General features: G+C 68.3%; 17 protein-coding genes. 6 read left to right on the forward strand and 11 right to left on the reverse strand.

Going from position 1 to position 18,672, the window contains the following annotated elements:
* Positions 1-43 precede the first annotated feature (43 nt).
* Both CR157_RS11225 and CR157_RS11230 read left to right on the forward strand, forming a co-directional pair.
* Positions 44-2,509 (forward strand): DUF1266 domain-containing protein, encoded by a 2,466-nt coding sequence (locus CR157_RS11225; RefSeq protein ID WP_110283630.1) that lies wholly within the window; start codon positions 44-46, stop codon positions 2,507-2,509.
* A 275-nt stretch (positions 2,510-2,784) separates the two neighbouring features.
* A complete protein-coding gene (locus CR157_RS11230) occupies positions 2,785-3,411 on the forward strand; it encodes a C40 family peptidase (protein WP_110283631.1) in 627 nt (208 codons plus the stop codon).
* A gap of 9 nt (positions 3,412-3,420) precedes the next feature.
* On the opposite strand, the gene CR157_RS11235 is transcribed toward CR157_RS11230, so the two are convergent.
* On the reverse strand, positions 3,421-4,308 hold the full coding sequence (locus CR157_RS11235) for a LysR family transcriptional regulator (protein ID WP_110283632.1): 888 nt from the start codon (positions 4,306-4,308) through the stop codon (positions 3,421-3,423).
* 87 nt (positions 4,309-4,395) lie between these two features.
* Here CR157_RS11235 and CR157_RS11240 point away from each other — a divergent pair, with 87 nt between their 5' ends.
* Positions 4,396-5,625, forward strand: a complete 1,230-nt coding sequence (locus CR157_RS11240; RefSeq protein ID WP_110283633.1) for an MFS transporter — start codon at positions 4,396-4,398, stop codon at positions 5,623-5,625.
* Here the strand turns inward: CR157_RS11240 and msrA are convergent.
* Positions 5,588-6,199: a peptide-methionine (S)-S-oxide reductase MsrA gene (gene msrA, locus CR157_RS11245; RefSeq protein WP_110283634.1), complete on the reverse strand. Its 612-nt coding sequence runs from the start codon at positions 6,197-6,199 to the stop codon at positions 5,588-5,590. The two genes, CR157_RS11240 and msrA, sit on opposite strands and share 38 nt — an antisense overlap.
* A gap of 166 nt (positions 6,200-6,365) precedes the next feature.
* Between msrA and CR157_RS11250 the strand changes: the two genes are divergently transcribed.
* Positions 6,366-8,582: an FAD-dependent oxidoreductase gene (locus tag CR157_RS11250; RefSeq protein WP_110283635.1), complete on the forward strand. Its 2,217-nt coding sequence runs from the start codon at positions 6,366-6,368 to the stop codon at positions 8,580-8,582.
* A 1-nt stretch (position 8,583) separates the two neighbouring features.
* Positions 8,584-9,210 carry a CDP-alcohol phosphatidyltransferase family protein gene (locus tag CR157_RS11255; RefSeq protein ID WP_110283636.1) on the forward strand — a complete coding sequence of 209 codons (627 nt, stop codon included), beginning with the start codon at positions 8,584-8,586 and terminating at the stop codon, positions 9,208-9,210.
* Between the two features lie 75 nt (positions 9,211-9,285).
* Here the strand turns inward: CR157_RS11255 and CR157_RS11260 are convergent, their stop codons facing one another.
* Positions 9,286-9,768, reverse strand: a complete 483-nt coding sequence (locus CR157_RS11260; RefSeq protein ID WP_110283637.1) for an FKBP-type peptidyl-prolyl cis-trans isomerase — start codon at positions 9,766-9,768, stop codon at positions 9,286-9,288.
* Between the two features lie 228 nt (positions 9,769-9,996).
* Here CR157_RS11260 and CR157_RS11265 point away from each other — a divergent pair, with 228 nt between their 5' ends.
* Positions 9,997-10,278 carry a hypothetical protein gene (locus CR157_RS11265; RefSeq protein WP_110283638.1) on the forward strand — a complete coding sequence of 94 codons (282 nt, stop codon included), beginning with the start codon at positions 9,997-9,999 and terminating at the stop codon, positions 10,276-10,278.
* A gap of 119 nt (positions 10,279-10,397) precedes the next feature.
* Here CR157_RS11265 and CR157_RS11270 read toward each other — a convergent pair whose 3' ends face one another.
* The 8 genes from CR157_RS11270 to mnmA form a co-directional block, all read right to left on the reverse strand.
* Complete coding sequence (locus CR157_RS11270) at positions 10,398-10,865, reverse strand: glycine zipper 2TM domain-containing protein (protein WP_110283639.1); 468 nt, start codon at positions 10,863-10,865, stop codon at positions 10,398-10,400.
* 224 nt (positions 10,866-11,089) lie between these two features.
* The gene (locus CR157_RS11275; protein WP_110283640.1) at positions 11,090-12,688 is read right to left on the reverse strand and encodes an isocitrate lyase; all 1,599 of its coding nucleotides are present in this window, start codon (positions 12,686-12,688) and stop codon (positions 11,090-11,092) included.
* Positions 12,689-13,085: 397 nt separating this feature from the next.
* The gene (locus CR157_RS11280; RefSeq protein WP_110283641.1) at positions 13,086-13,520 is read right to left on the reverse strand and encodes a GNAT family N-acetyltransferase; all 435 of its coding nucleotides are present in this window, start codon (positions 13,518-13,520) and stop codon (positions 13,086-13,088) included.
* A gap of 75 nt (positions 13,521-13,595) precedes the next feature.
* On the reverse strand, positions 13,596-14,771 hold the full coding sequence (locus CR157_RS11285; RefSeq protein WP_110283642.1) for a cupin domain-containing protein: 1,176 nt from the start codon (positions 14,769-14,771) through the stop codon (positions 13,596-13,598).
* Positions 14,772-14,804: 33 nt separating this feature from the next.
* The gene (locus CR157_RS11290; RefSeq protein ID WP_110283643.1) at positions 14,805-15,368 is read right to left on the reverse strand and encodes a cob(I)yrinic acid a,c-diamide adenosyltransferase; all 564 of its coding nucleotides are present in this window, start codon (positions 15,366-15,368) and stop codon (positions 14,805-14,807) included.
* A gap of 31 nt (positions 15,369-15,399) precedes the next feature.
* The gene (gene purB, locus CR157_RS11295; RefSeq protein ID WP_110284013.1) at positions 15,400-16,764 is read right to left on the reverse strand and encodes an adenylosuccinate lyase; all 1,365 of its coding nucleotides are present in this window, start codon (positions 16,762-16,764) and stop codon (positions 15,400-15,402) included.
* 64 nt (positions 16,765-16,828) lie between these two features.
* A complete protein-coding gene (hflD, locus tag CR157_RS11300; RefSeq protein WP_110283644.1) occupies positions 16,829-17,470 on the reverse strand; it encodes a high frequency lysogenization protein HflD in 642 nt (213 codons plus the stop codon).
* Positions 17,467-18,594 (reverse strand): tRNA 2-thiouridine(34) synthase MnmA, encoded by a 1,128-nt coding sequence (mnmA, locus tag CR157_RS11305; protein ID WP_110283645.1) that lies wholly within the window; start codon positions 18,592-18,594, stop codon positions 17,467-17,469. The genes hflD and mnmA overlap by 4 nt, the downstream gene beginning before the upstream one ends.
* Positions 18,595-18,672: the final 78 nt, after the last annotated feature.

Raw genomic sequence — 18,672 nt, forward strand, 5'->3', positions numbered from 1 at the left:
GCTCGAGCGTGCCGGCCGTCTTTCCTGGATGTCGAGGTGAGCCTTGGTCGATACCCTGAATGCCTGGTGGGCCCAGCAGCTGGTGCTGTGTGACTGGGCCTTCGATCCGGACCCGCTGTCGGTGGACGCCGAGGCCGCGGTATCGCGCCTGGCGGTCCTGGGCGTGTCCGATCGTGGCGAGCTCGGTTGGCGTCTGGTCGAGTCGCTGGGTGCCGGCGGCGCGGTGGCCGACCCGGCCCGGATGTTGTCCGGCCTCGAGGTGGTGGCCCTCGCCGGCGCTGCCGGCTGGCTCTCCGAGCCGCGGGCACGGGACTGGGCCCAGCGGCTCGCCGGCGAGATCAGCGCCCACTATTCCAGCCTCGACGTCTGGCTCGAGGCGCTGCGCCGTGTGCGCGGTGCCGAGGGCTGGGTGCGCGGCGACGACGGCTTCAGCGATGCCTGCGAGGCCCTGGCGGTGCTCGAGCACGAGGGCGACGGTATCACCTGGGAGCGACTCGGCGAGTGGCTGGCGATCCATGATCGGCACCTGGCGCTGTGGCCGGAGGCGCCGGAGGAGCAGGTCTGGCGCCTGCGGGCCGGCTTCTCGCCGGTGGTCGAGTGGCCGGCGGGGCGGCAGGACTGGGCGGGCCTGGAGGCCTGGCTGGAGGAGGCCTGGCAGATCCAGGGGCGCGACGACCTGCTCCGGGCCCTGCTGTGGTTGGCCGGTCAGGGCGACCGCCAGGGCTGGGACCTGGACGCCACCCGCCTGCTGGCGCTGGACGTCGCCGCTCGGCATGACTGGCTGGAGCGGCTGGACGGCACCGAGCGCGCCTACGGACGGGTGCTGCTGGGCTTCGTCGACCATGGCGAGCCCCTGGAGTGGGCCGCCTGGGACTGGCTGCGGCTGGTCGACCTGGCCTGGGCCGGTGCCTGCCTGGGCTGGCTCGACGAGCGGGAGGCGACGGATTTCGCCCTGCACGGCGCCGACCTGTTGCTGCACCGCTACAGCGACTGGGCGGCCCTGGCCCGGGCCTACCAGCGGGGGCGTAGCCTGTTCGAGGGGCGCAACCTGCTGCCGGCCCTGGAGGCCGACTGGAAGCTGTTGCTGCAGTCGCCGGTGAGTCCCTGGCGCCCGGCGCTGCAGGGGCTGATCGAGCCGTCGCTGCTCGAGCGGTCCCACAGCGCCCTGCGCGACTGGCGCCGTGAGCCGCGCCACTGGGTGCTGGCCCTGGCCTCGGTGCGTGAGCCCGAACTCGCCATGCGCCAGGGGCCGGCGGTACCGGTGGCGCCGGCGCGGCGTGACGATGCCGGCCAGTACCTGCGTGACACCCTCGACCTGCATGCCGACGAGGGCGTCGAAGCCCTCGCGCGCTACTGGTTGCCGGCTCAGGCCCATCACCTCAATCAACTCGCCGCCGACGCCGCCCACGGGGCCCTGCCCGGTGCCGAGACCCCCTTCGGCGCCCCGGCGGCGGGCGATCTCGCCCTGCGCGATGGCCTGCGCACGGCGAGCCGGCACTCGGCGACCATTCACATGGCCGAGAAGTACGCCTTCTATCTGCAGATGGCCATGGACAGCGAGGCCTTCGATGCGGCCAGGCTCGAGGTGCTGGCCGAGGCACTGCGCGGCTCGCTGAGCCGCTTCTATCCCGATGCGCGTCGCCTGCTGGAAGCCTGGGCGAGCTGGGAGTCGCTGCTGCCCGAGGAGGGGCAGCCGCCACTGACCGGCGAGATTCGCTGGCACCTGGAGGATCCCGGCAGTCTCTTCCACTGGCTCGACTGGCGCCCCGCTGAGTGGCAGGAACCGGGGCGTCGGCCGAGTCTGCCGCACTTCACCGCCATGGCGCTGGTCGGGCCGCTCAACAGCGCGGCCTGGAGCCTGCCGCAGCCGGAGAGCGAGCGCGAGTGCGCCTCGATCCGCGACTGGGTCGACGGCCACTACGGCCTGCATTCGGCCGCCGAGCTCGCCGAGTTCCTCGACTTCCTGCTCGAGGCCGGCGACCGTCAGGAGTATCAGATCAACTACGCCCCCTACACCCTCAACGACGCTCGCCTGGGCTCGGAGATCGCCACCCTGGAGTCCGGCGAGTGCAGCGAGGAGGAGGCCAGCCACCTGCTGCGGCTCCAGCGGGTACGCGACAACGAGGACGGCTGCAACGACACCGACATGGCGGCCTGGGACATCGCCCAGGCCGTCGACCTGGCCATCGCCGGGCGCCAGTTGAACTGGCTCGAGGAGCCGGCCTTCGCCCGTGTCCTGGAGCGTGCCCATGCCCTGGCCGCGTCTCACTACGCCGGCTGGGAGGAGTACGCCCGGGGCCTGTATGCCGGTTTCTCCTTCTTCATGGGCGAGACGCCGGAGCGCGAGAGCTTCCTGGCCGGTTTTCGCCAGGCGCTGGTGGCCTGGCTGTCCGGGGCGCCGCCACTGGCCGGTCCCTGGGCGAGTCTCGACTTCCCCGGCGCCCGGCCTCGCCATTGGGCGCCGCTGCATATCGACACCCTGCCGGGGGACACCCGGAGGCTCCACTGAAGGTGCACCGGGGCAAGGCGAGTGCCGGGTATCCTGACAGCGTCACATGAGACTCGCCATCGGCCGGAAGACTGATTTATAGTCAATGGGTTTGATGATACGGCTCCTGTTTTCGGGAGTCCCAGCCACTCAGCGAGCCGCAGAAGGCCGCTCTGGCAGTGATACCGACGAGGACGTCTGGCGTCACTCCCACAGCGACAACCCGCTGGCCCGAGATGCAGCATGCCAAGTGCTGCCCGGGGCGGGTGCGGCTCAGGGAATGAGGTCGTCGCCGGATGGTCGTCACCCGATCGTGTCGTACCCTGTTGGTCATCGTGTCGTTGGCCCTGCTGGCCGGCTGTGCCGCCTCCCCCCGAGACACGGTGTCCCGGGCACCCGAGGACTATTTCGCCCGACAGTTGCCGGGCCTGCCCGGGGGCTGGGATCCGATGATGTCGCCGGTGGACAATCCCATCCGCCAGGTGCGCAGCCTGCATAATCCGCCACCGGCCCTGGTGCGCCAGGCGCTGCTGGCCCAGCACGAGCGCTGGGTGGGCACCCCCTACCGCCTGGGCGGGACCACCGAGCGCGGCATCGACTGCTCGGCGCTGGTCCAGCATGTCTTCAACGACACCTTCCGCCTGGCGCTGCCGCGCTCCACCGGCCGGCAGGTGCACCAGGGCACGCCCGTGGCGCGCGACGAGCTGCAGGCCGGGGACCTGGTCTTCTTCCGCCCGCCCGGCGCCTACGATCATGTCGGCATCTACGTCGGCGACGGTTTCTTCCTGCACGCCTCCACCTCGCGCGGTGTCAAGCTCTCCAGGCTCGACAACGCCTACTGGCGCCGTCACTACTGGCAGGCCCGGCGTGCGCTCGAGCCGACCCAGCTGGCGCAGCGGGTGGCCGCGTCCGGCGAGAGCTGAGCGTCCCCTTCACAGGGCGTCGCGGTGTGCCATCACGAACTCCACGAAGGCCTGCTCGGCGCGCGACAGATAGGCGCCCCGGGCCCAGGCCAGTGACAGGTCCAGCCAGGCCGGTGGGTCGAACGAGACCGCCTCAAGGGCCGGCTCGTCGACCACCCGGCGCAGGAAGGTGGTGATGCCGAAGCCCTGGCGTACGATCGCCTTGGTCAGCGGGATCAGGTTTGACTGGAAGGCGATGTCTGCGGCGTGTCCCGTCTGGCGCGACAGGGCGTCGACGAACTCGCGATGGAAGTAGCCGTCCTGGAACAGCACCAGTGGCTCGCGGAAGAACGCCTCGGCCGTGACCCCGGGGCGCCCGGCGAAGGGGTGCTCCTTCGGCACGCAGACCACCATCTCCTCCCGTACCAGCCGCCGCCGCTCCAGGTGGTGGCTCGTCTCGTCGTCGATCACCACCCCGAGATCCAGCTTGCCGCCGGCGATCATGCGCTGTAGACGGCGGGCGCCGGCCTCGACCACCGTCAGGCGAATGCCCGGGTGACGGGCCTTGAAGCCCATCAGCAAGGGCGGGAAGTAGTAAGAGCCGAGCATCGAGGGGATGCCGATGCGCAGCTCGCCCTTGACCAGGCCATGCAACTCGCGCATGGCCAGGTGGGTGGCTTCGGCCCGTTCGAGCAGCTCCCGGGCGTGCTGGCGCAGGTGCTCGCCTTCCGGTGTCAGGCTGATACGTCGCTCATGGCGGTGGAAGAGCGTCAGCTCCAGGCGCTTTTCCAGGGTGGCGATGGTCTGGCTCACCGCCGACTGGGCCACGTGCAGCGCCCGGGCCGCGGCGCTGAAGCCCCCCTGGTCGGCCACGGTGAGGAAGACCCGCAGGGCGCGCAGGTCGAAGGGTAGGCTCATAAGTAAATCCGATGGTTTTTATCAAGATATTCTGTTTGGGTTATCATTGTGCGCAGGTGATCATGGCTTGCCAAGCCGGAGGGCAACATGATCGAAGTGCATTCCCGCGCCTGGTGGCGCGCTACCCTGGCCCTGTGCCTGGGTTCCTTTCTCGTCTTCATCAATCTCTATGCGCCCCAGCCGCTGCTGCCGGAGCTGCGCACGGCTTACGGGGTCTCCACCCTGGTGGCGGGGCTGGTGATGTCGGTGTCGACCCTGGCGCTGGCGGCCTCGCTGCTGGTGTTCGGCCCGCTGTCGGATGCCATCGGCCGCGCCGGTATCATGCGACTGACGCTGCTGGCGGCGGGGGCGCTCTCGCTGGGCCTGGCCCTGGCGCCGAACTTCGAGACGCTGCTGGCGCTGCGGGCCCTGCAGGGCTTCGTGCTGGGCGGGCTGCCGGCGGTGGCGATCGCCTGGATGGGCGACGAGTTCGAGCGCCCGGCGCTGCTCTCGGCGGTGGGCCTCTATATCGGCGGCAACACCTTGGGAGGCATCAGCGGCCGGGTCGTCGGCGGGGCCGTGGCCGAGGTGGGTGGCGCCCCGGCCAGCTTCCTGGTGGTGGGCGCCATGACGCTGGCGGGAGTGGTGCTGTTCTGGAAGCTGCTGCCGAAGGCCCGGACCTTCACCCCTCGCCCCTTCGAGCTGCGCGGTGCCCTGGCCGACCTGGCGGGACACCTGTGCAATCCGCTGCTGCTGTCGGCCTACCTGCTCGGCGGGCTCAATTTCCTGATCTTCATCAACCAGTACAGCTACATCACCTTTCGCCTGGCCGAGGCGCCCTTCGGGCTGGGGGCGAGCCTGCTGGGACTGATCTTTCTCACCTACCTGGGCGGCACCCTGGGGTCGATGCTCTCCGGCCGGCTGGCCCGCTCGCTGTCGCAACCGGCCTGCATGATGGTCGGCATCCTGATCCTGATGACCGGCACCCTGGTGACCCTGGCCGACTCGCTCTGGCTGATCATCCTCGGCCTGACCATCAACGCCTTCGGTTTCTTTCTGGCCCACTCCATGGCCTCGAGCTGGGTGGGGCGCCACGCTGAACGGGCCCGCGGCAGTGCCTCGGCCCTCTACCTGGTGTTCTACTACGGCGGTGCGAGCCTCGGTGGCCTGTGGCTGGAACCCTTCTGGTGGTTCGCCGCCTGGGAGGGCGTGGTCCTGGGCTCCTGGCTGGTGCTGGTAGTGACGCTGAGCATCGCCGGCTGGTTAAGGCGCCGCGAGCGTTCGGTCCACTACCGACAGGCTAGACACCACCCGCTTCGTCGCCCCATATCTCGTTGAGCCGCTCCTCGCGGCGACAGGCCGACTTGTAGAAGCGATAACGCACCGGGTTCTTGCGATAGTAGCCCTGGTGATACTCCTCGGCCGGGTAGAAGGCCTCGAAATCGTTGATCTCGGTGGCGATCTCGCGGTCGAAGCGGTCGGCCAGGGCGTCCCGGCTGGCCTCGGCCAGGGCCCGTTCCTCGGCGTTCATGGGGAAGATCGCGCTGCGGTAGGAGTCGCCGGCATCGCAGAACTGGCGATCCACGGCGAAGGGATCGATGTTGCGCCAGAAGACGTGCAGCAGCGCCTCATAGTCGACCACTTCGGGGTCGTACTCCACCTCGACGACCTCGGTATGGCCGGTACCGCCGGCGACCACCTGATTGTAGCTGGGATTCTCCACATGGCCGCCGCTGAAGCCGGAGGTGGTCGAGAGCACGCCCTCGACCGGGTCGAAGGCTTCCTCCATGCACCAGAAGCAGCCGCCGGCGAAGACGGCGCTGGCGGTCTCCTCCTCGGCGAGGGCCGGCCCGGCCAGGCCGAGCGGGAGGGTGAGCAGGGCGAGCCAGCGGGGAGCAGTGAGAACAGGCATGGGGGTGGCTCCGGTGGACAGGGATGGTAGATTGGAGATTGTCGTACGCCAGGGGTTCCGTACAACCCCTGTTAATGCTGGCTACCCTGTAAGGTGCCAGGCTTCGCGACGACACAAGGGCGAACTCGTTCGTCGCCCGCCCGCGGCCACCACCAGGAGCCTTCCCTTGACCCGACGTCGCCTGATACTCGCGGCCCTGATCGCCATGATCGTCGCGGCCTACTTCCTCAGCGGGGCCGACGAGGCCCTGACACTACAGAACCTGCAGGCCGAACAGTCCCGCTTCCGGGCCTGGCTGGCCGCGGAGCCGCTGACGGTCGTCGGCGGCTTCTTCCTGATCTACGTGGTCATGGCCGCCGTCTCGCTGCCGGGGGCGACCCTGCTCACGGTGCTGGGAGGCGCGCTGTTCGGCTTGGGCTGGGGGCTGCTGATCATCTCCTTCGCCAGCACCCTGGGCGCGACCCTGGCGGCCCTGGTTGCCCGTACCCTGGCACGGGCACCGCTGGAGCGGCGCTTCGCCCCCCAGCTCGAGCGCATCAATGCCGGTATCGAGCGCGAGGGGCCCTTCTACCTCTTCACCCTGCGGCTGATCCCGCTCTTCCCCTTCTTCGTGATCAACCTGGTGCTGGGCCTGACCCGCATGCGCCTGTGGACCTTCTACTGGGTCAGCCAGCTCGGCATGTTGCCTGGCACGGCGGTGTTCGTGAATGCGGGCCGTGAGCTCGGCAATCTCGAGTCGCTCTCGGGCATCCTGTCCCCGGGACTGATCGGCTCCTTCGCCCTGATCGGGCTCTTCCCCTGGCTGGCCCGGGCCGGGGTGGCGGTGGCCAAGCGCCGTCGGCTGGCGCGGCGCTACGACCGGCCCACCGCCTTCGACCATGACATCGTGGTGATCGGCGGCGGGTCGGCGGGGCTGGTGGCCAGCTATATCGCCGCCGCCGTCAAGGCCAAGGTCGCGCTGGTGGAGCGCGACCGCCTGGGCGGCGACTGCCTCAATACCGGCTGCGTGCCGTCCAAGGCGCTGATCCGCGCCGCGCGTGCCGCCAGCGAGGTACGCGGGGCGTCGCGCTACGGCGTGCAGGCCGGTGAGCCGGAGATCGACTTTGCGGCGGTAATGGGGCACGTGCACGGCGCCATCCGCGAGGTGGAGCCCCACGATAGTTGTGAGCGCTACGAAGGGCTGGGCGTGGACGTGATGGCCGGCGACGCCCGCCTCGAGGATCCCTGGCGGGTGCGTGTCACGGGGCGCTGGGGCGAGCGGGTAGTGACTGCCCGCCATGTGATCATCGCCAGCGGCGCGCGGCCACGGGTGCCCGACCTGCCGGGCCTCGACGCCATCGAGGTGCTGACCTCGGATAACCTCTGGCGCCTCGAGACCCTTCCCGAACGGCTGGTGGTGCTGGGCGGCGGCTCCATCGGCTGCGAGCTGGGACAGAGCTTCGCCCGCCTGGGCAGCCGGGTGGAGCTGGTGGAGATGGACGATCAGCTGCTGCCCCGCGAGGACCGGGACGTGGCGGCCGAGGTCGAGGCCCGGCTTGGCGGAGAGGGGGTCGGGGTGCATCTCGCCACCCGGGCGCGGCGCGTGGTGTCGGTGGACGACGGCCATGCGCTGGAGGTCGAGCGCCCGGGCGACGATGGCCAGCCGGTGGTCGAGCGCCTGGGCTTCTCGCACCTGCTGGTGGCGGTGGGAAGGCAGGCCAATGTGTCGGGAATGGGCCTCGAGGCGCTGGGGGTGGAGACCCGCCAGGATGGCACCCTGGCCGTGGACGAGACCCTGCAGAGCGTGCTGCCCAATGTCTGGGCCTGCGGCGACGTGGCCGGCCCCTTCCAGTTGACCCATGCCAGTGCCCACCAGGCCTGGCATGCCACCGTGAATGCCCTGTTCGGTGAGCTCAAGCGCTTCCGGGTCAGCTATCGCGCGCTGCCGGCGGTGACCTTCACCGACCCGGAGGTGGCACGGGTGGGGCTCAACGAGCGGGAGGCCGGGAAAAGGAGCCTGGATGTCGAGGTCACGCGCTATGCACTGAGCGAGTTGGATCGGGCCATCGCCGAGGGCGAGACCGATGGCTTCGTCAAGGTGCTGACAGTGCCCGGCAAGGACAAGATCCTGGGGGCGACCATCGTCGGCCAGGGCGCAGGGGAGATGCTTGCCGAGTTCACCCTGGCCATGACCCATGGCATCGGGCTCAACAAGCTGCTGGGCACCATCCACTCCTATCCGACCCGCAGCGAGGCGGTCAAGGCCACGGCCGGCGTATGGAAGAACGCCCACAAGCCGGAACGGCTGCTGGGCTGGCTGGAGCGCTATTTTGCATGGCGGCGCGGCGGGTCGACTCGGGTGGCGGCAATGAAGACAGTCGACGAGAGCATGAGAAGGAGTTGAGATGCTGGATCGCTGGACCATGCCCCTGACCCAGGCGCCGCTGATCCGGCTGGCCGCCTGGCTGGCCAAGTGCCAGATTCGACCCGATCAGATGACACTGGCAGCCTTTCTGATCGGCATGTCGGCGCTGCCGCTACTGGCCATGGAGTGGTATGCACCGGCGCTGGCGGCGATTCTGCTCAATCGCCTCGGTGATGGGGTAGATGGTGCCCTGGCCCGCCTGAACCATCAGCCGAGCGACGCTGGCGGGTTTCTCGATATCGGCCTGGATTTCGTCTTCTACGCCGCGGTGGTGCTCGGCTTCGCGCTGGCCGACCCGGCGGCCAATGCCCTGGCGGCGGCCTTCCTGCTGTTCGCCTTCATCGGTACCGGCACCTCGTTTCTGGCCTTCGCCATCATGGCCACTCGTCATGGCCTCACGCGACCCCGTTTCCGGCAGAAGGCCTTCTACTACCTGCATGGCTTGACCGAGGGGACCGAGACGATCCTCGCCTTCGTGGCGTTCTGCCTCTGGCCCGGGCATTTCCCGCTGCTCGCCGTGCTGTTCGCCGTGGCCTGCCTGGTCACCACCGTCACCCGACTCTGGGGCGGTTATCGAACCCTGCGGGCCCTCGAGACTCCTCCCTGAAAACGGACGAAGGGCCCTGAAACGACGAAGGGGCAGCCGTTGGCTGCCCCTTCGCGATCGACCTCAGGGTCGCGCTCAGTGCTCGACGCCGCCGGCGCCATGCACATGACCGTGCTCGATCTCTTCCTGGCTGGCCTCGCGAACCTCGGCGATCTCGACGTCGAAGTTCAGGGTCTGGCCGGCCAGCGGATGGTTGCCGTCGACGGTGACGGTGTCGCCTTCCACCTTGGTCACGGTGACCATCAGCGGGCCACCCTGGGTCTGGGCCTGGAACTGCATGCCGGGTTCGACGTTGTCGACGCCCTGGAAGGCGTCACGCGGCACTTCCTGCACCAGTTGCGGCTGCTGTTCGCCATAACCTTCGGCGGGCTCCACGGTGGCGGTGAGCTTGTCGCCGGCGACGCGGCCCTCAAGCTCCTTCTCGAGGCCCGGAATGATGTTGCCGGCGCCGTGGAGGTAGGTCAGCGGCTCGCGGCCTTCCGAGCTGTCCAGCACTTCACCTGCGTCGTTGGTCAGGGTGTAGTGGAACGCGACAACGGAATTCTGCGCAATCTGCATTGATGAACCTTTCGGTGAGTGCATGTAGAAAACATGGTAACGCGCCGGTCGGGGGGCTGTCAGGGGGATGGGCGAATTTCAGGATGCCAGCGTCGATCCTGAGACACATTCACGCCCTCGGTCCCGAGGGTGGCCGGACTTTCGAACAGTTGCGTGCCCCTGCGGGCGGGGATACCCTTGCGTGACACCCTTTTCTCCATTGCCCATACCATCTCCCGGAGAGTGCCCATGACCATCGTCGTGATCTGGCTGATCGCCTTCGCCGTGATCCTGTTTCTCTGTTACAGCCGCTGGGAGTCCAGCATTAGCCCCGGCCTCGACAAGCTGCTGCCGGCGGTGATGAAGACCCATGGCGACAATCGACTGGTTTGGAGCCTGGCCCTGGCGGTGCTGGGGGCTACCACCCTGGTGCGCCCGGTGGACATCCTGCTGACCGCGATCGTCATCTTGCTGCTGGTACTGGTCGGCAGGAAGCTGGCCGGCTGGGCCATGAACAGGGTCGATAGGTAGGCGCCCGGCACCTGGCCTGTCGAGACGCGTAACGCGTCGTGAACGAAACGAGGGCCCGCGGTTCATTCCGCGGGCCCTCGGCATGTGCGGGAGACTTTATCTCGATCGGCAAGGGACGATCAGTAGGGGGCCACGGTCAGGTTGGCCCCGCTGCCGATCAGGCGCACGCGCTGGCCGGTCTGGAAGTCACGGTCGGCCTTCTGCACCACGACGATGTGCTGGCCGTCGTCGCGGCGGATCTCAATCTCCCAGGCGGCTACACGGTTGGCGGATTCCTCGATGTTGCTGCCGGCCACGGCACCGCCGATGGCCCCGGCCGCGGTGGCGAGCCGGCGCCCGGAACCACCGCCGATCTGGTTGCCGAGGAGGCCGCCGATCACGGCGCCACCGCCGGTACCGATGATACCGCCGGCGCGGCTGTCGGCCTGGATCTGTACCTGACGCAGGGCGGTGATGGTGCCGAAGGTGACTCTCTGACCGGTCTGGGCCTGGCTGCCGCGGTAGACATCACCCCCATAGGGCGCAGTGTTGGCGCAGCCGGCCAGGGTCAGGACACCGAGCGCGAGTACGGGAAGAAGACGTTTCATGTGAGACCTCCTGGGGGCATTCATTCGGGCTTTCGTGAAGACAGCCCGTCGACATCCTGTCGCGGAATCGAAGGGTTATAGGCGGTTCGACCAGTCACCCGGGGACGAGTGCCCACCAGTGTAGCGTGAGAGATGGGCAAATAGTGTGAAAACCGCGCCGCCACAAAAAAGGGGAGGCCGAGCCTCCCCAAGGGTTCCAGTCGTTCTATCGCCGGCGTGTCGGCTCAGCCGAACTGATTCATGGTGTTGTCCTTGCCGCCGGCCTTGAGCGCCGCTTCGCCGTGGAAGAACTCCTTGTGGTCGTCGCCGATGTTGGAGCCGGCCATGTCCTGGTGCTTGACGGTGGCGATGCCCTCGCGGATCTCGCGGCGCTGCACGCCCGCCACATAGGCCAGCATGCCCTCGTCGCCGAAGTAGCCCTTGGCCAGGTTGTCGGTGGACAGGGCCGCGGTATGGTAGGTCGGCAGGGTGATCAGGTGGTGGAAGATGCCGGCCTCGCGGGATGCGTCGCGCTGGAAGTTGCGGGTCCATTCGTCGGCCAGCCTGCCGAGTTCGGTGTCGTCGTACTCGGCGCTCATCAGGTTGGCACGGTCGTAGGCGGAGACGTCCTTGCCTTCCTTCTCCCAGGCATCGAATACCTGCTGGCGGAAGTTCAGGGTCCAGTTGAAGGAGGGCGAGTTGTTGTAGACCAGCTTGGCATCCGGACAGACCTCGCGGATGCGGTTGACCATGCCGGCGATCTGGCCGACGTGGGGCTTCTCGGTCTCGATCCACAGCAGGTCCGCCCCGTTCTGCAGGCTGGTGATGCAGTCCAGCACCACCCGGTCCTCGCCGGTGCCCGGCTTGAACTCGTAGAGGCCGGAGGCGAGGCGCTTGACCTTGACTAGCTTGCCGTCCTGCTTGATCACCACGTCGCCGTTGTTGATGTCGGAGGCCGAAGTGATCTCGTCACCGTCGAGGAAGCTGTTGTACTGGTCGCCCAGGTCGCCCGGTTCCTTGGTCACGGCGATCTTCTGGGTCAGGCCGGCACCCAGGGAGTCGGTACGGGCGACGATCACGCCGTCATACACACCCAGTTCCAGGAAGGCGTAGCGCACGGCGTTGATCTTGGCGATGAAGTCCTCGTGGGGCACCGTGACCTTGCCGGCCTGGTGGCCGCACTGCTTCTCGTCGGAGACCTGGTTCTCGATCTGGATGCAGCAGGCGCCGGCCTCGATCATCTTCTTGGCCAGCAGATAGGTGGCCTCGGCGTTGCCGAAACCGGCGTCGATGTCGGCGATGATCGGCACGATATGCGTCTCGAAGCCGTCGATCTTCGCCATGATCTCGTCGGCCTTCGCCTTGTCATCGGCCTTCCTGGCCTCTTCCAGGTCACGGAACAGGTGGTTGAGCTCCCAGGCGTCGGCCTGGCGCAGGAAGGTGTAGAGTTCCTCGATCAGGCCCGGCACGGTGGTCTTCTCGTGCATGGACTGGTCGGGCAGCGGGCCGAACTCGGAGCGAAGGGCGGCGACCATCCAGCCGGAGAGGTAGAGGTAGGAGCGCTTGGTGGTGCCGAAGTGCTTCTTGATGGAGATCAGCTTCTGCTGACCGATGAAGCCGTGCCAGCAGCCCAGGGACTGGGTGTACTGGGCGCTGTCGGCGTCATAGGCGGCCATGTCCTCGCGCATGATCTTCGCGGTGTAGCGGGCGATGTCGAGACCGGTCTGGAAACGGTTCTGAACCCGCATGCGGGCGGCATGCTCGGGGTTGATGTTGTCCCACTTGCCGCGCTGGGCGTCACGCAGTTGCGCCAGTGCCTGGAGTTCGTCGTTGAATGCTGCCATGGGGCCATCCTTCACGTCAGGAGTGGAGTCTCGTGATCGCGACGCGGGTGCCTGGCCGGGGCCGGCGGCGTCGCGGCCGCTGGAATCGCCTGCTGCATCATTCGGCAATGCCTTATGCTGCACCTGCGAAGTCTTGTCAGGTTCGGCCAGTTGCCCTGGGTTGTCTCTACGGCCTTGGTCGAACCCGGGCGAGGGGCGGATCGTCGCGTCGCTGGCATCATGAGCCGGGCGATGAACGATCGTTTTATCCTCGCCATGGCCTCCACTATGGCGCCTCGTGGCGGGCGTGCACAATTGACCCTTGGGGGTAGGGAGCGTTGTAGTTCGACTACAGGAGCACACCGCGCGGGTGCTTTCCTGTAGTGAAGTTTCCGTGGCGGAGCGAAGGGGCGGTGGCTCAGCCCCGCAGGGGGAGCCGCATGTTGCGGTGCAAAATCCCGGCCTCGAGGAACTCCTCACCGACGGCCTGGAAGCCGAGATTTTCATAGAAGGCCAGGGCATGGGTCTGGGCGGCCAGCTCCACGGCAGGGTGCCCGTGGCGCCGGGCCGCCTCGATGGCGGCCCGCATCAGGGCCGCGCCGATGCCGTGTCCTCGGGCCTCGGCGAGCACGGCGACCCGGCCGATATGGGCGTCGGGCAGCAGGCGTGCGGTGCCCACCGGGTGGCCGCCGGCCAGCGCGAGGAAGTGCCGGCAGTCCGGGTCGCGGCCGTCCCACTCCTCCTCGAGGGGCACCTGCTGCTCCTCGATGAAGACGACGCGGCGGATCTCGCCGGCCGCCGCCCCCAGGGTGGCCCAGTCGCCTTCATGGATCTCCAGCTCGGTTTTCGTCATCTCTCACCTCTCTGCTGCGACCCTGATGATAGCGGCCACCGGCAGCGCTCGGGGCTGAATCCGGCGGCAGGCCTGCTACTCCTCGAGCTCGTCGACCCAGGTCAGGCTACCGGCATCGAGCAGGGCGGCGAGCAGTTCGGCGGCGCCCGGGAGTTGGAGCAGCCCGGCATCCAGCGGCAAGTCGGACGCCAGGGCCCGGGCCAGCGGCAGGTCGCAGATCTGGCCGTCGCCGTCGGCGAAGAGCGTCGCCCGACCGTCGTCCAGGGCTCTCCAGGCGAAGCGCGAGCCGGGGCTGCGCACCAGTTCTTCGCCCTCCTGTAGTGCTGTGACAAGCGCGTCGACGTCGGTGGGTGTCTCGGCGGGCACCAGTTGGTCGACGTACTTGGGCTGGGTCATCACCCGGCCGAACCACTCGGCCAGCCGCGCCGGGTCGTCGAGGGTCTCGAGGATCAGGGTGCGCATGCGGGCCAGCGCGGCATCGTCGAGCTCCGCCGGGTCCTCCGGCGGTGCCATGCCGGCATCGGCATAGCGCCGTGATGCGGGCAGGCCCTCGCCGACGTAGTCGGCATAGGAGGTGACGGCCTCGTCCGCCGAGGGGGCGCGGAAGCCGACCGAGAGGGTCATGCAGTCGTCGGACTGGCTGATGCCGTGGTGGGCCCAGGCCGGCGGCAGGTAGAGCATGTCGCCCGGTTCCAGCACCCAGTCGTCGCCGTCCACGACCTCGAAGCGCTCGAGAATGCGCAGGTCGAGGCCATCGAGGATGGGCGCGTCGTCGGCGACCTGGCCGCCGAGCTGCCAGCGCCGGGTGCCGCTGCCCTGCAGCAGGAAGACGTCGTACTGGTCGACATGGGGGCCGACGCTGCCGCCCGGGGGCGCATAGCTGATCATGATGTCGTCGAGGCGCCAGCGGGGCAGGAAGTCGAAGTGCTCTAGCAGGTCGGCCACCTCGGGCACGTAGTGGTCCACCGCCTGGACCAGCAGGGTCCAGTCGCGTTCGGGCAGCCTGGCGAAGGTGGCCTCACTGAAGGGGCCGTGGCTGACCTGCCAGGGGCCGTCGGCGCCGTGCTCCTCGACCAGCCGCGCCTCGATGCCCTCCTCGCAGGCGAGCCCCGCCAGCTCGTCGGGGTCCAGGGGGCACGCGAAGCCGGTGAAGGCGCCGCGGATCAGCAGCGGCTTGCGTTGCCAGAAGTCGCGCAGGAACTCGGCGGCGGTCAGGCCACCGAGCAGCTGCAACGGAGTGTCACTCGCCATGGGGGCTCCTGGAAGTGGGCGGTGGGAAAAGGCTCAGCGGTTGGCACCGGGAACCCACAGCACGTCGGCCGCGCCGTCGTCGTTGGCCCGGCGCGCGGCGACGAACAGCAGGTCGGAGAGGCGGTTGAGGTAGCGCAGCACTTCCGGGTTCACCGGCTGTTCGGCCATCAGTTGGGTGACCAGGCGCTCGGCGCGTCGGGCGACGGTGCGCGCCATGTGCAGATGGGCGGCGAGCGGCGTGCCCCCGGGCAGAATGAAGGAGTGCAGGGTCTCGAGCGTCTCGTTGAAGGCATCGATCTGCTGTTCCAGGAAGGTCACCTGAGCGGCCGTGACCCGCAGCGGCGGGTGCTCTGGTGCTTCCTGCTCCGGGGTACAGAGATCGGCTCCCACGTCGAACAGGTCGTTCTGCACGGTGGCCAGCACCTGCTGCAGCTTACCCACGGCATGGAGCTGTGCCAGGCCGAGGGCGGCGTTGGTCTCGTCCACCGTGCCGAAGGCCGCCACGCGCAGGTCGTGCTTGGCCACGCGGCTGCCATCGCCGAGCCCGGTGTCGCCCTTGTCACCGGTGCGGGTATAGATCTTGGTAAGCTTTACCATCGCTTCACCTCCTGCTGGTGCCGCATGCGGCTTACAGCCGACGGGCCTGGGCCTCGGCGTTGCCGATATAGCTGGCCGGGGTCAGTGCCTTCAGCTCTGCCTTGACCGTCTCCGGAAGATCCAGGGTATCGATAAAGGCGGCAAAGCCGGCCTGGTCGATACGCTTGCCGCGGGTCAGCTCCTTGAGCTTCTCGTAGGGCTTCTCGATGCCGTAGCGGCGCATCACGGTCTGGATCGGCTCGGCGAGCACCTCCCAGCTGGCATCGAGGTCCTCGGCCAGCCGCGCCGGGTTGGCCTCGAGCTTGCCGATGCCCTTGAGCGAGGCCTGGTAGGCGATCAGGCCATAGGCCAGGCCCACGCCGAGGTTGCGCAGCACCGTGGAGTCGGTGAGGTCGCGCTGCCAGCGGGAGATCGGCAGCTTCTGGGCCAGGTGGCCGAGGAGGGCGTTGGAAAGCCCCAGGTTGCCCTCGGAATTCTCGAAGTCGATCGGGTTGACCTTGTGCGGCATGGTCGAGGAGCCGATCTCGCCTTCGACGGTCTTCTGCTTGAAGTAGCCCAGCGAGATGTAGCCCCAGACGTCACGATCGAAGTCGATCAGGATGGTGTTGAAGCGGCACACGGCGTCGAACAGCTCGGCGATGTAGTCGTGGGGCTCGATCTGGGTGGTGTAGGGGTTGAAGGTCAGCCCCAGGCCCTCGACGAAGGTGCGGGCGTTGGCCTCCCAGTCCACCTCCGGGTAGGTCGCCAGGTGGGCGTTGTAGTTGCCCACCGCGCCGTTGATCTTGCCCAGTATCTCGACGCCCTCGATCTGCCCGAGCTGGCGGCGCAGGCGGTAGGCGACGTTGGCCATCTCCTTGCCCAGGGTAGTGGGGCTCGCGGTCTGGCCGTGGGTGCGCGCGAGCATCGGCACGGCGGCGTGTTCACGGGCCAGCCGGGCGACCTCGTCGGCCACCTGGTGCATCACCGGCAGCAGCGCCTTGAGGCCGTCGGTCAGCATCACGCCGTGGGAGAGGTTGTTGATGTCCTCGCTGGTGCAGGCGAAATGCACGAACTCGGTGATCGCATGCAGCTCCGGCGACTCGGCGATCTTCTCCTTGATAAAGTACTCCACCGCCTTGACGTCGTGGTTGGTGGTGCGCTCGATCTCCTTGATGCGCTCGGCATCCGCCACCGAGAAGTCGCGGATCATCGCCTCGAGGAAGGCGGTGGCCTCGGCGGAGAGCGGCGGCACCTCGGTGACGCCGGCCAGTTCGGCGAGCCGCTGCAGCCAGCGGATCTCGACGATGACCCGGGCCCGGATCAGGCCGAATTCGCTGAAGTGCTCGCGCAGGGCCTCGGCCTTGCCGGCGTAGCGGCCGTCGACGGGTGAGAGGGCGGTAAGGGCGGAGAGGGGCAGGGAGGCGCTTTGCATGGTCGAGGTTCCGGTACGGTGTGGAGAAGGTTGGGTTCGGAAGACAGCGTCAGCCCAACTGGTCGAGGGCTTTCCTGAGGGCGCTGCGCTGGAAGACCAGCTTCCAGCGGCGGCCGCCCTGCTGGTGCCAGAGCAGGGCGAAACGGATGCCGGCGAGCAGGATGGCGCGGACCCGCTCGGGCATCATGCGACTCTGCAGCAGTGAGGGGTCGCCCTGCACCACGATGCGGGTCTTGAAGGTGGAGATCGTCTCCTGATAGGCCTCGCCGAGGCTGGCAATGACGTTCTCGTGGGTCGCCTCGAAGTGCTCGGCCTGGCCCTGGATGCGGGCCAGGCGGCTGCCCAGCTCGCCCATCATGGCATCGTTGCCGCGCAGCTTGTTCATCAGCAGCAGCAGCGAGAAACCGTAGCGCAGCACCACCGGGTTGGCCTGCTTGCGCCCCACAACCGCCTCGAGCACCTCGAGGCCGCGGCGCAGGTTGTTGGGGTGGCCGCCGTAGATCGCCTCGAAGCTCTCCGGGTCGGTGTCGAGGGTGGCGTGGATCAGGGTCTCCCAGGCGCGCGTCTCGACCTGGCCGGTGCGGGCCAGTTCGTCGACCAGGCTGGCGGCCTGGAAGACGCCGGCGAGTGCCAGGGCCTGCCTGGCCGCCGGGGTGTCGGGGGCGCGGTGGATCGGGGTCGAGGCGGTCATGGGGCGGGCTCCGTGGCGTTCCAGGTGTCGCGGATCACGCCGCCACCGAGGCAGATCTCGCCGTCGTAGAGGACCAGCGACTGGCCCGGGGTGACGGCGCGCTGGGGGGCATCGAAGCGCACCTCGACGCCGCCGTCATCGCGCACGGTCATGGTGCCGGGCACGTCGGACTGGCGATAGCGGGTCTTGGCGGTATAGCGCCCCGCACCGGCCGGGGGTTCACCGGCGACCCAGTCCATGGCCTCGGTGGCCAGCGTATCGGTATAGAGCAGCGGGTGGTGCTTGCCCTGCACGGCGACGAGCACGTTGCGTGTCAGGTCCTTGGCGGCCACGTACCAGGGCGCGTCCGGGTGGTTGGCGAGCCCGCCGATGCCCAGCCCCTGGCGCTGGCCGAGGGTGTAGTACATCAGCCCCATATGCTCGCCAATCACCTCGCCGTCGGGGGTCTCGATCACCCCCGGCTGGGCGGGCAGGTACTGCTGCAGGAAGTCGCGGAAGCGGCGTTCGCCGATGAAGCAGATTCCCGTCGAGTCCTTCTTCCTGGCCGTTGCCAGGCCGTGGCGCTCGGCGATGGCGCGCACCTCGGGCTTCTCCAGTTCACCGACCGGAAAGAGGGTGCGGGCGATGGCGGCCTCGGGCACGGCGTGCAGGAAGTAGCTCTGGTCCTTGTTGGGGTCGAGCCCCTTGAGCAACCTCGGGCGAACGTCGCCCTGCCCCTGGCGTACCCGCCCTTGACGAACATAGTGGCCGGTGGCGATCTTCTCGGCGCCGAGCATCTCGGCGTACTCCAGGAACACCTTGAACTTGATCTCGCGGTTACAGAGGATGTCCGGGTTCGGTGTGCGCCCGGCACGGTACTCGGCCAGGAAGTGCTCGAAGACGTTGTCCCAGTACTCGGCGGCGAAGTTGGCGGTGTGCAGCCGGATGCCGAGCTTCGCGCATACGGCCTCGGCATCGGCCAGGTCGGCCTTGGCGGTGCAGTACTCGGTACCGTCGTCCTCGTCCCAGTTCTTCATGAACAGGCCTTCGACGTCGAAGCCCTGCTCGAGCAGCAGCAGGGCGGACACGGAGGAGTCGACGCCGCCGGACATGCCGACGATCACCTTGCCTGGGGTGGCGGTCATGGGCGCTCTCGGAATGGATGGATCGCAAATGGGCGGGAATTATACCTTATCTTGGCTTCGAGCTTCGAGCTTCGAGCT

Origin of the sequence: Halomonas sp. LBP4 (assembly GCF_003202205.1) — a bacterium.
In the GTDB taxonomy this organism is placed as follows: Bacteria; Pseudomonadota; Gammaproteobacteria; order Pseudomonadales; family Halomonadaceae; genus Halomonas; species Halomonas flagellata.

What these genes read in the sequence shown, in the direction of transcription:
- CR157_RS11290 (WP_110283643.1), bottom strand. Translation starts at nt 15,368, where the DNA reads ATGGTAAAGCTTACCAAGATCTATACCCGCACCGGTGACAAGGGCGAC.
- hflD (WP_110283644.1), bottom strand. Translation starts at nt 17,470, where the DNA reads ATGACCGCCTCGACCCCGATCCACCGCGCCCCCGACACCCCGGCGGCC.
- msrA (WP_110283634.1), bottom strand. Translation starts at nt 6,199, where the DNA reads ATGCCTGTTCTCACTGCTCCCCGCTGGCTCGCCCTGCTCACCCTCCCG.
- CR157_RS11235 (WP_110283632.1), bottom strand. Translation starts at nt 4,308, where the DNA reads ATGAGCCTACCCTTCGACCTGCGCGCCCTGCGGGTCTTCCTCACCGTG.
- CR157_RS11255 (WP_110283636.1), top strand. Translation starts at nt 8,584, where the DNA reads ATGCTGGATCGCTGGACCATGCCCCTGACCCAGGCGCCGCTGATCCGG.
- CR157_RS11285 (WP_110283642.1), bottom strand. Translation starts at nt 14,771, where the DNA reads ATGGCGAGTGACACTCCGTTGCAGCTGCTCGGTGGCCTGACCGCCGCC.
- CR157_RS11260 (WP_110283637.1), bottom strand. Translation starts at nt 9,768, where the DNA reads ATGCAGATTGCGCAGAATTCCGTTGTCGCGTTCCACTACACCCTGACC.
- CR157_RS11280 (WP_110283641.1), bottom strand. Translation starts at nt 13,520, where the DNA reads ATGACGAAAACCGAGCTGGAGATCCATGAAGGCGACTGGGCCACCCTG.
- CR157_RS11265 (WP_110283638.1), top strand. Translation starts at nt 9,997, where the DNA reads ATGACCATCGTCGTGATCTGGCTGATCGCCTTCGCCGTGATCCTGTTT.
- CR157_RS11270 (WP_110283639.1), bottom strand. Translation starts at nt 10,865, where the DNA reads ATGAAACGTCTTCTTCCCGTACTCGCGCTCGGTGTCCTGACCCTGGCC.
- mnmA (WP_110283645.1), bottom strand. Translation starts at nt 18,594, where the DNA reads ATGACCGCCACCCCAGGCAAGGTGATCGTCGGCATGTCCGGCGGCGTC.
- CR157_RS11240 (WP_110283633.1), top strand. Translation starts at nt 4,396, where the DNA reads ATGATCGAAGTGCATTCCCGCGCCTGGTGGCGCGCTACCCTGGCCCTG.
- CR157_RS11230 (WP_110283631.1), top strand. Translation starts at nt 2,785, where the DNA reads ATGGTCGTCACCCGATCGTGTCGTACCCTGTTGGTCATCGTGTCGTTG.
- CR157_RS11275 (WP_110283640.1), bottom strand. Translation starts at nt 12,688, where the DNA reads ATGGCAGCATTCAACGACGAACTCCAGGCACTGGCGCAACTGCGTGAC.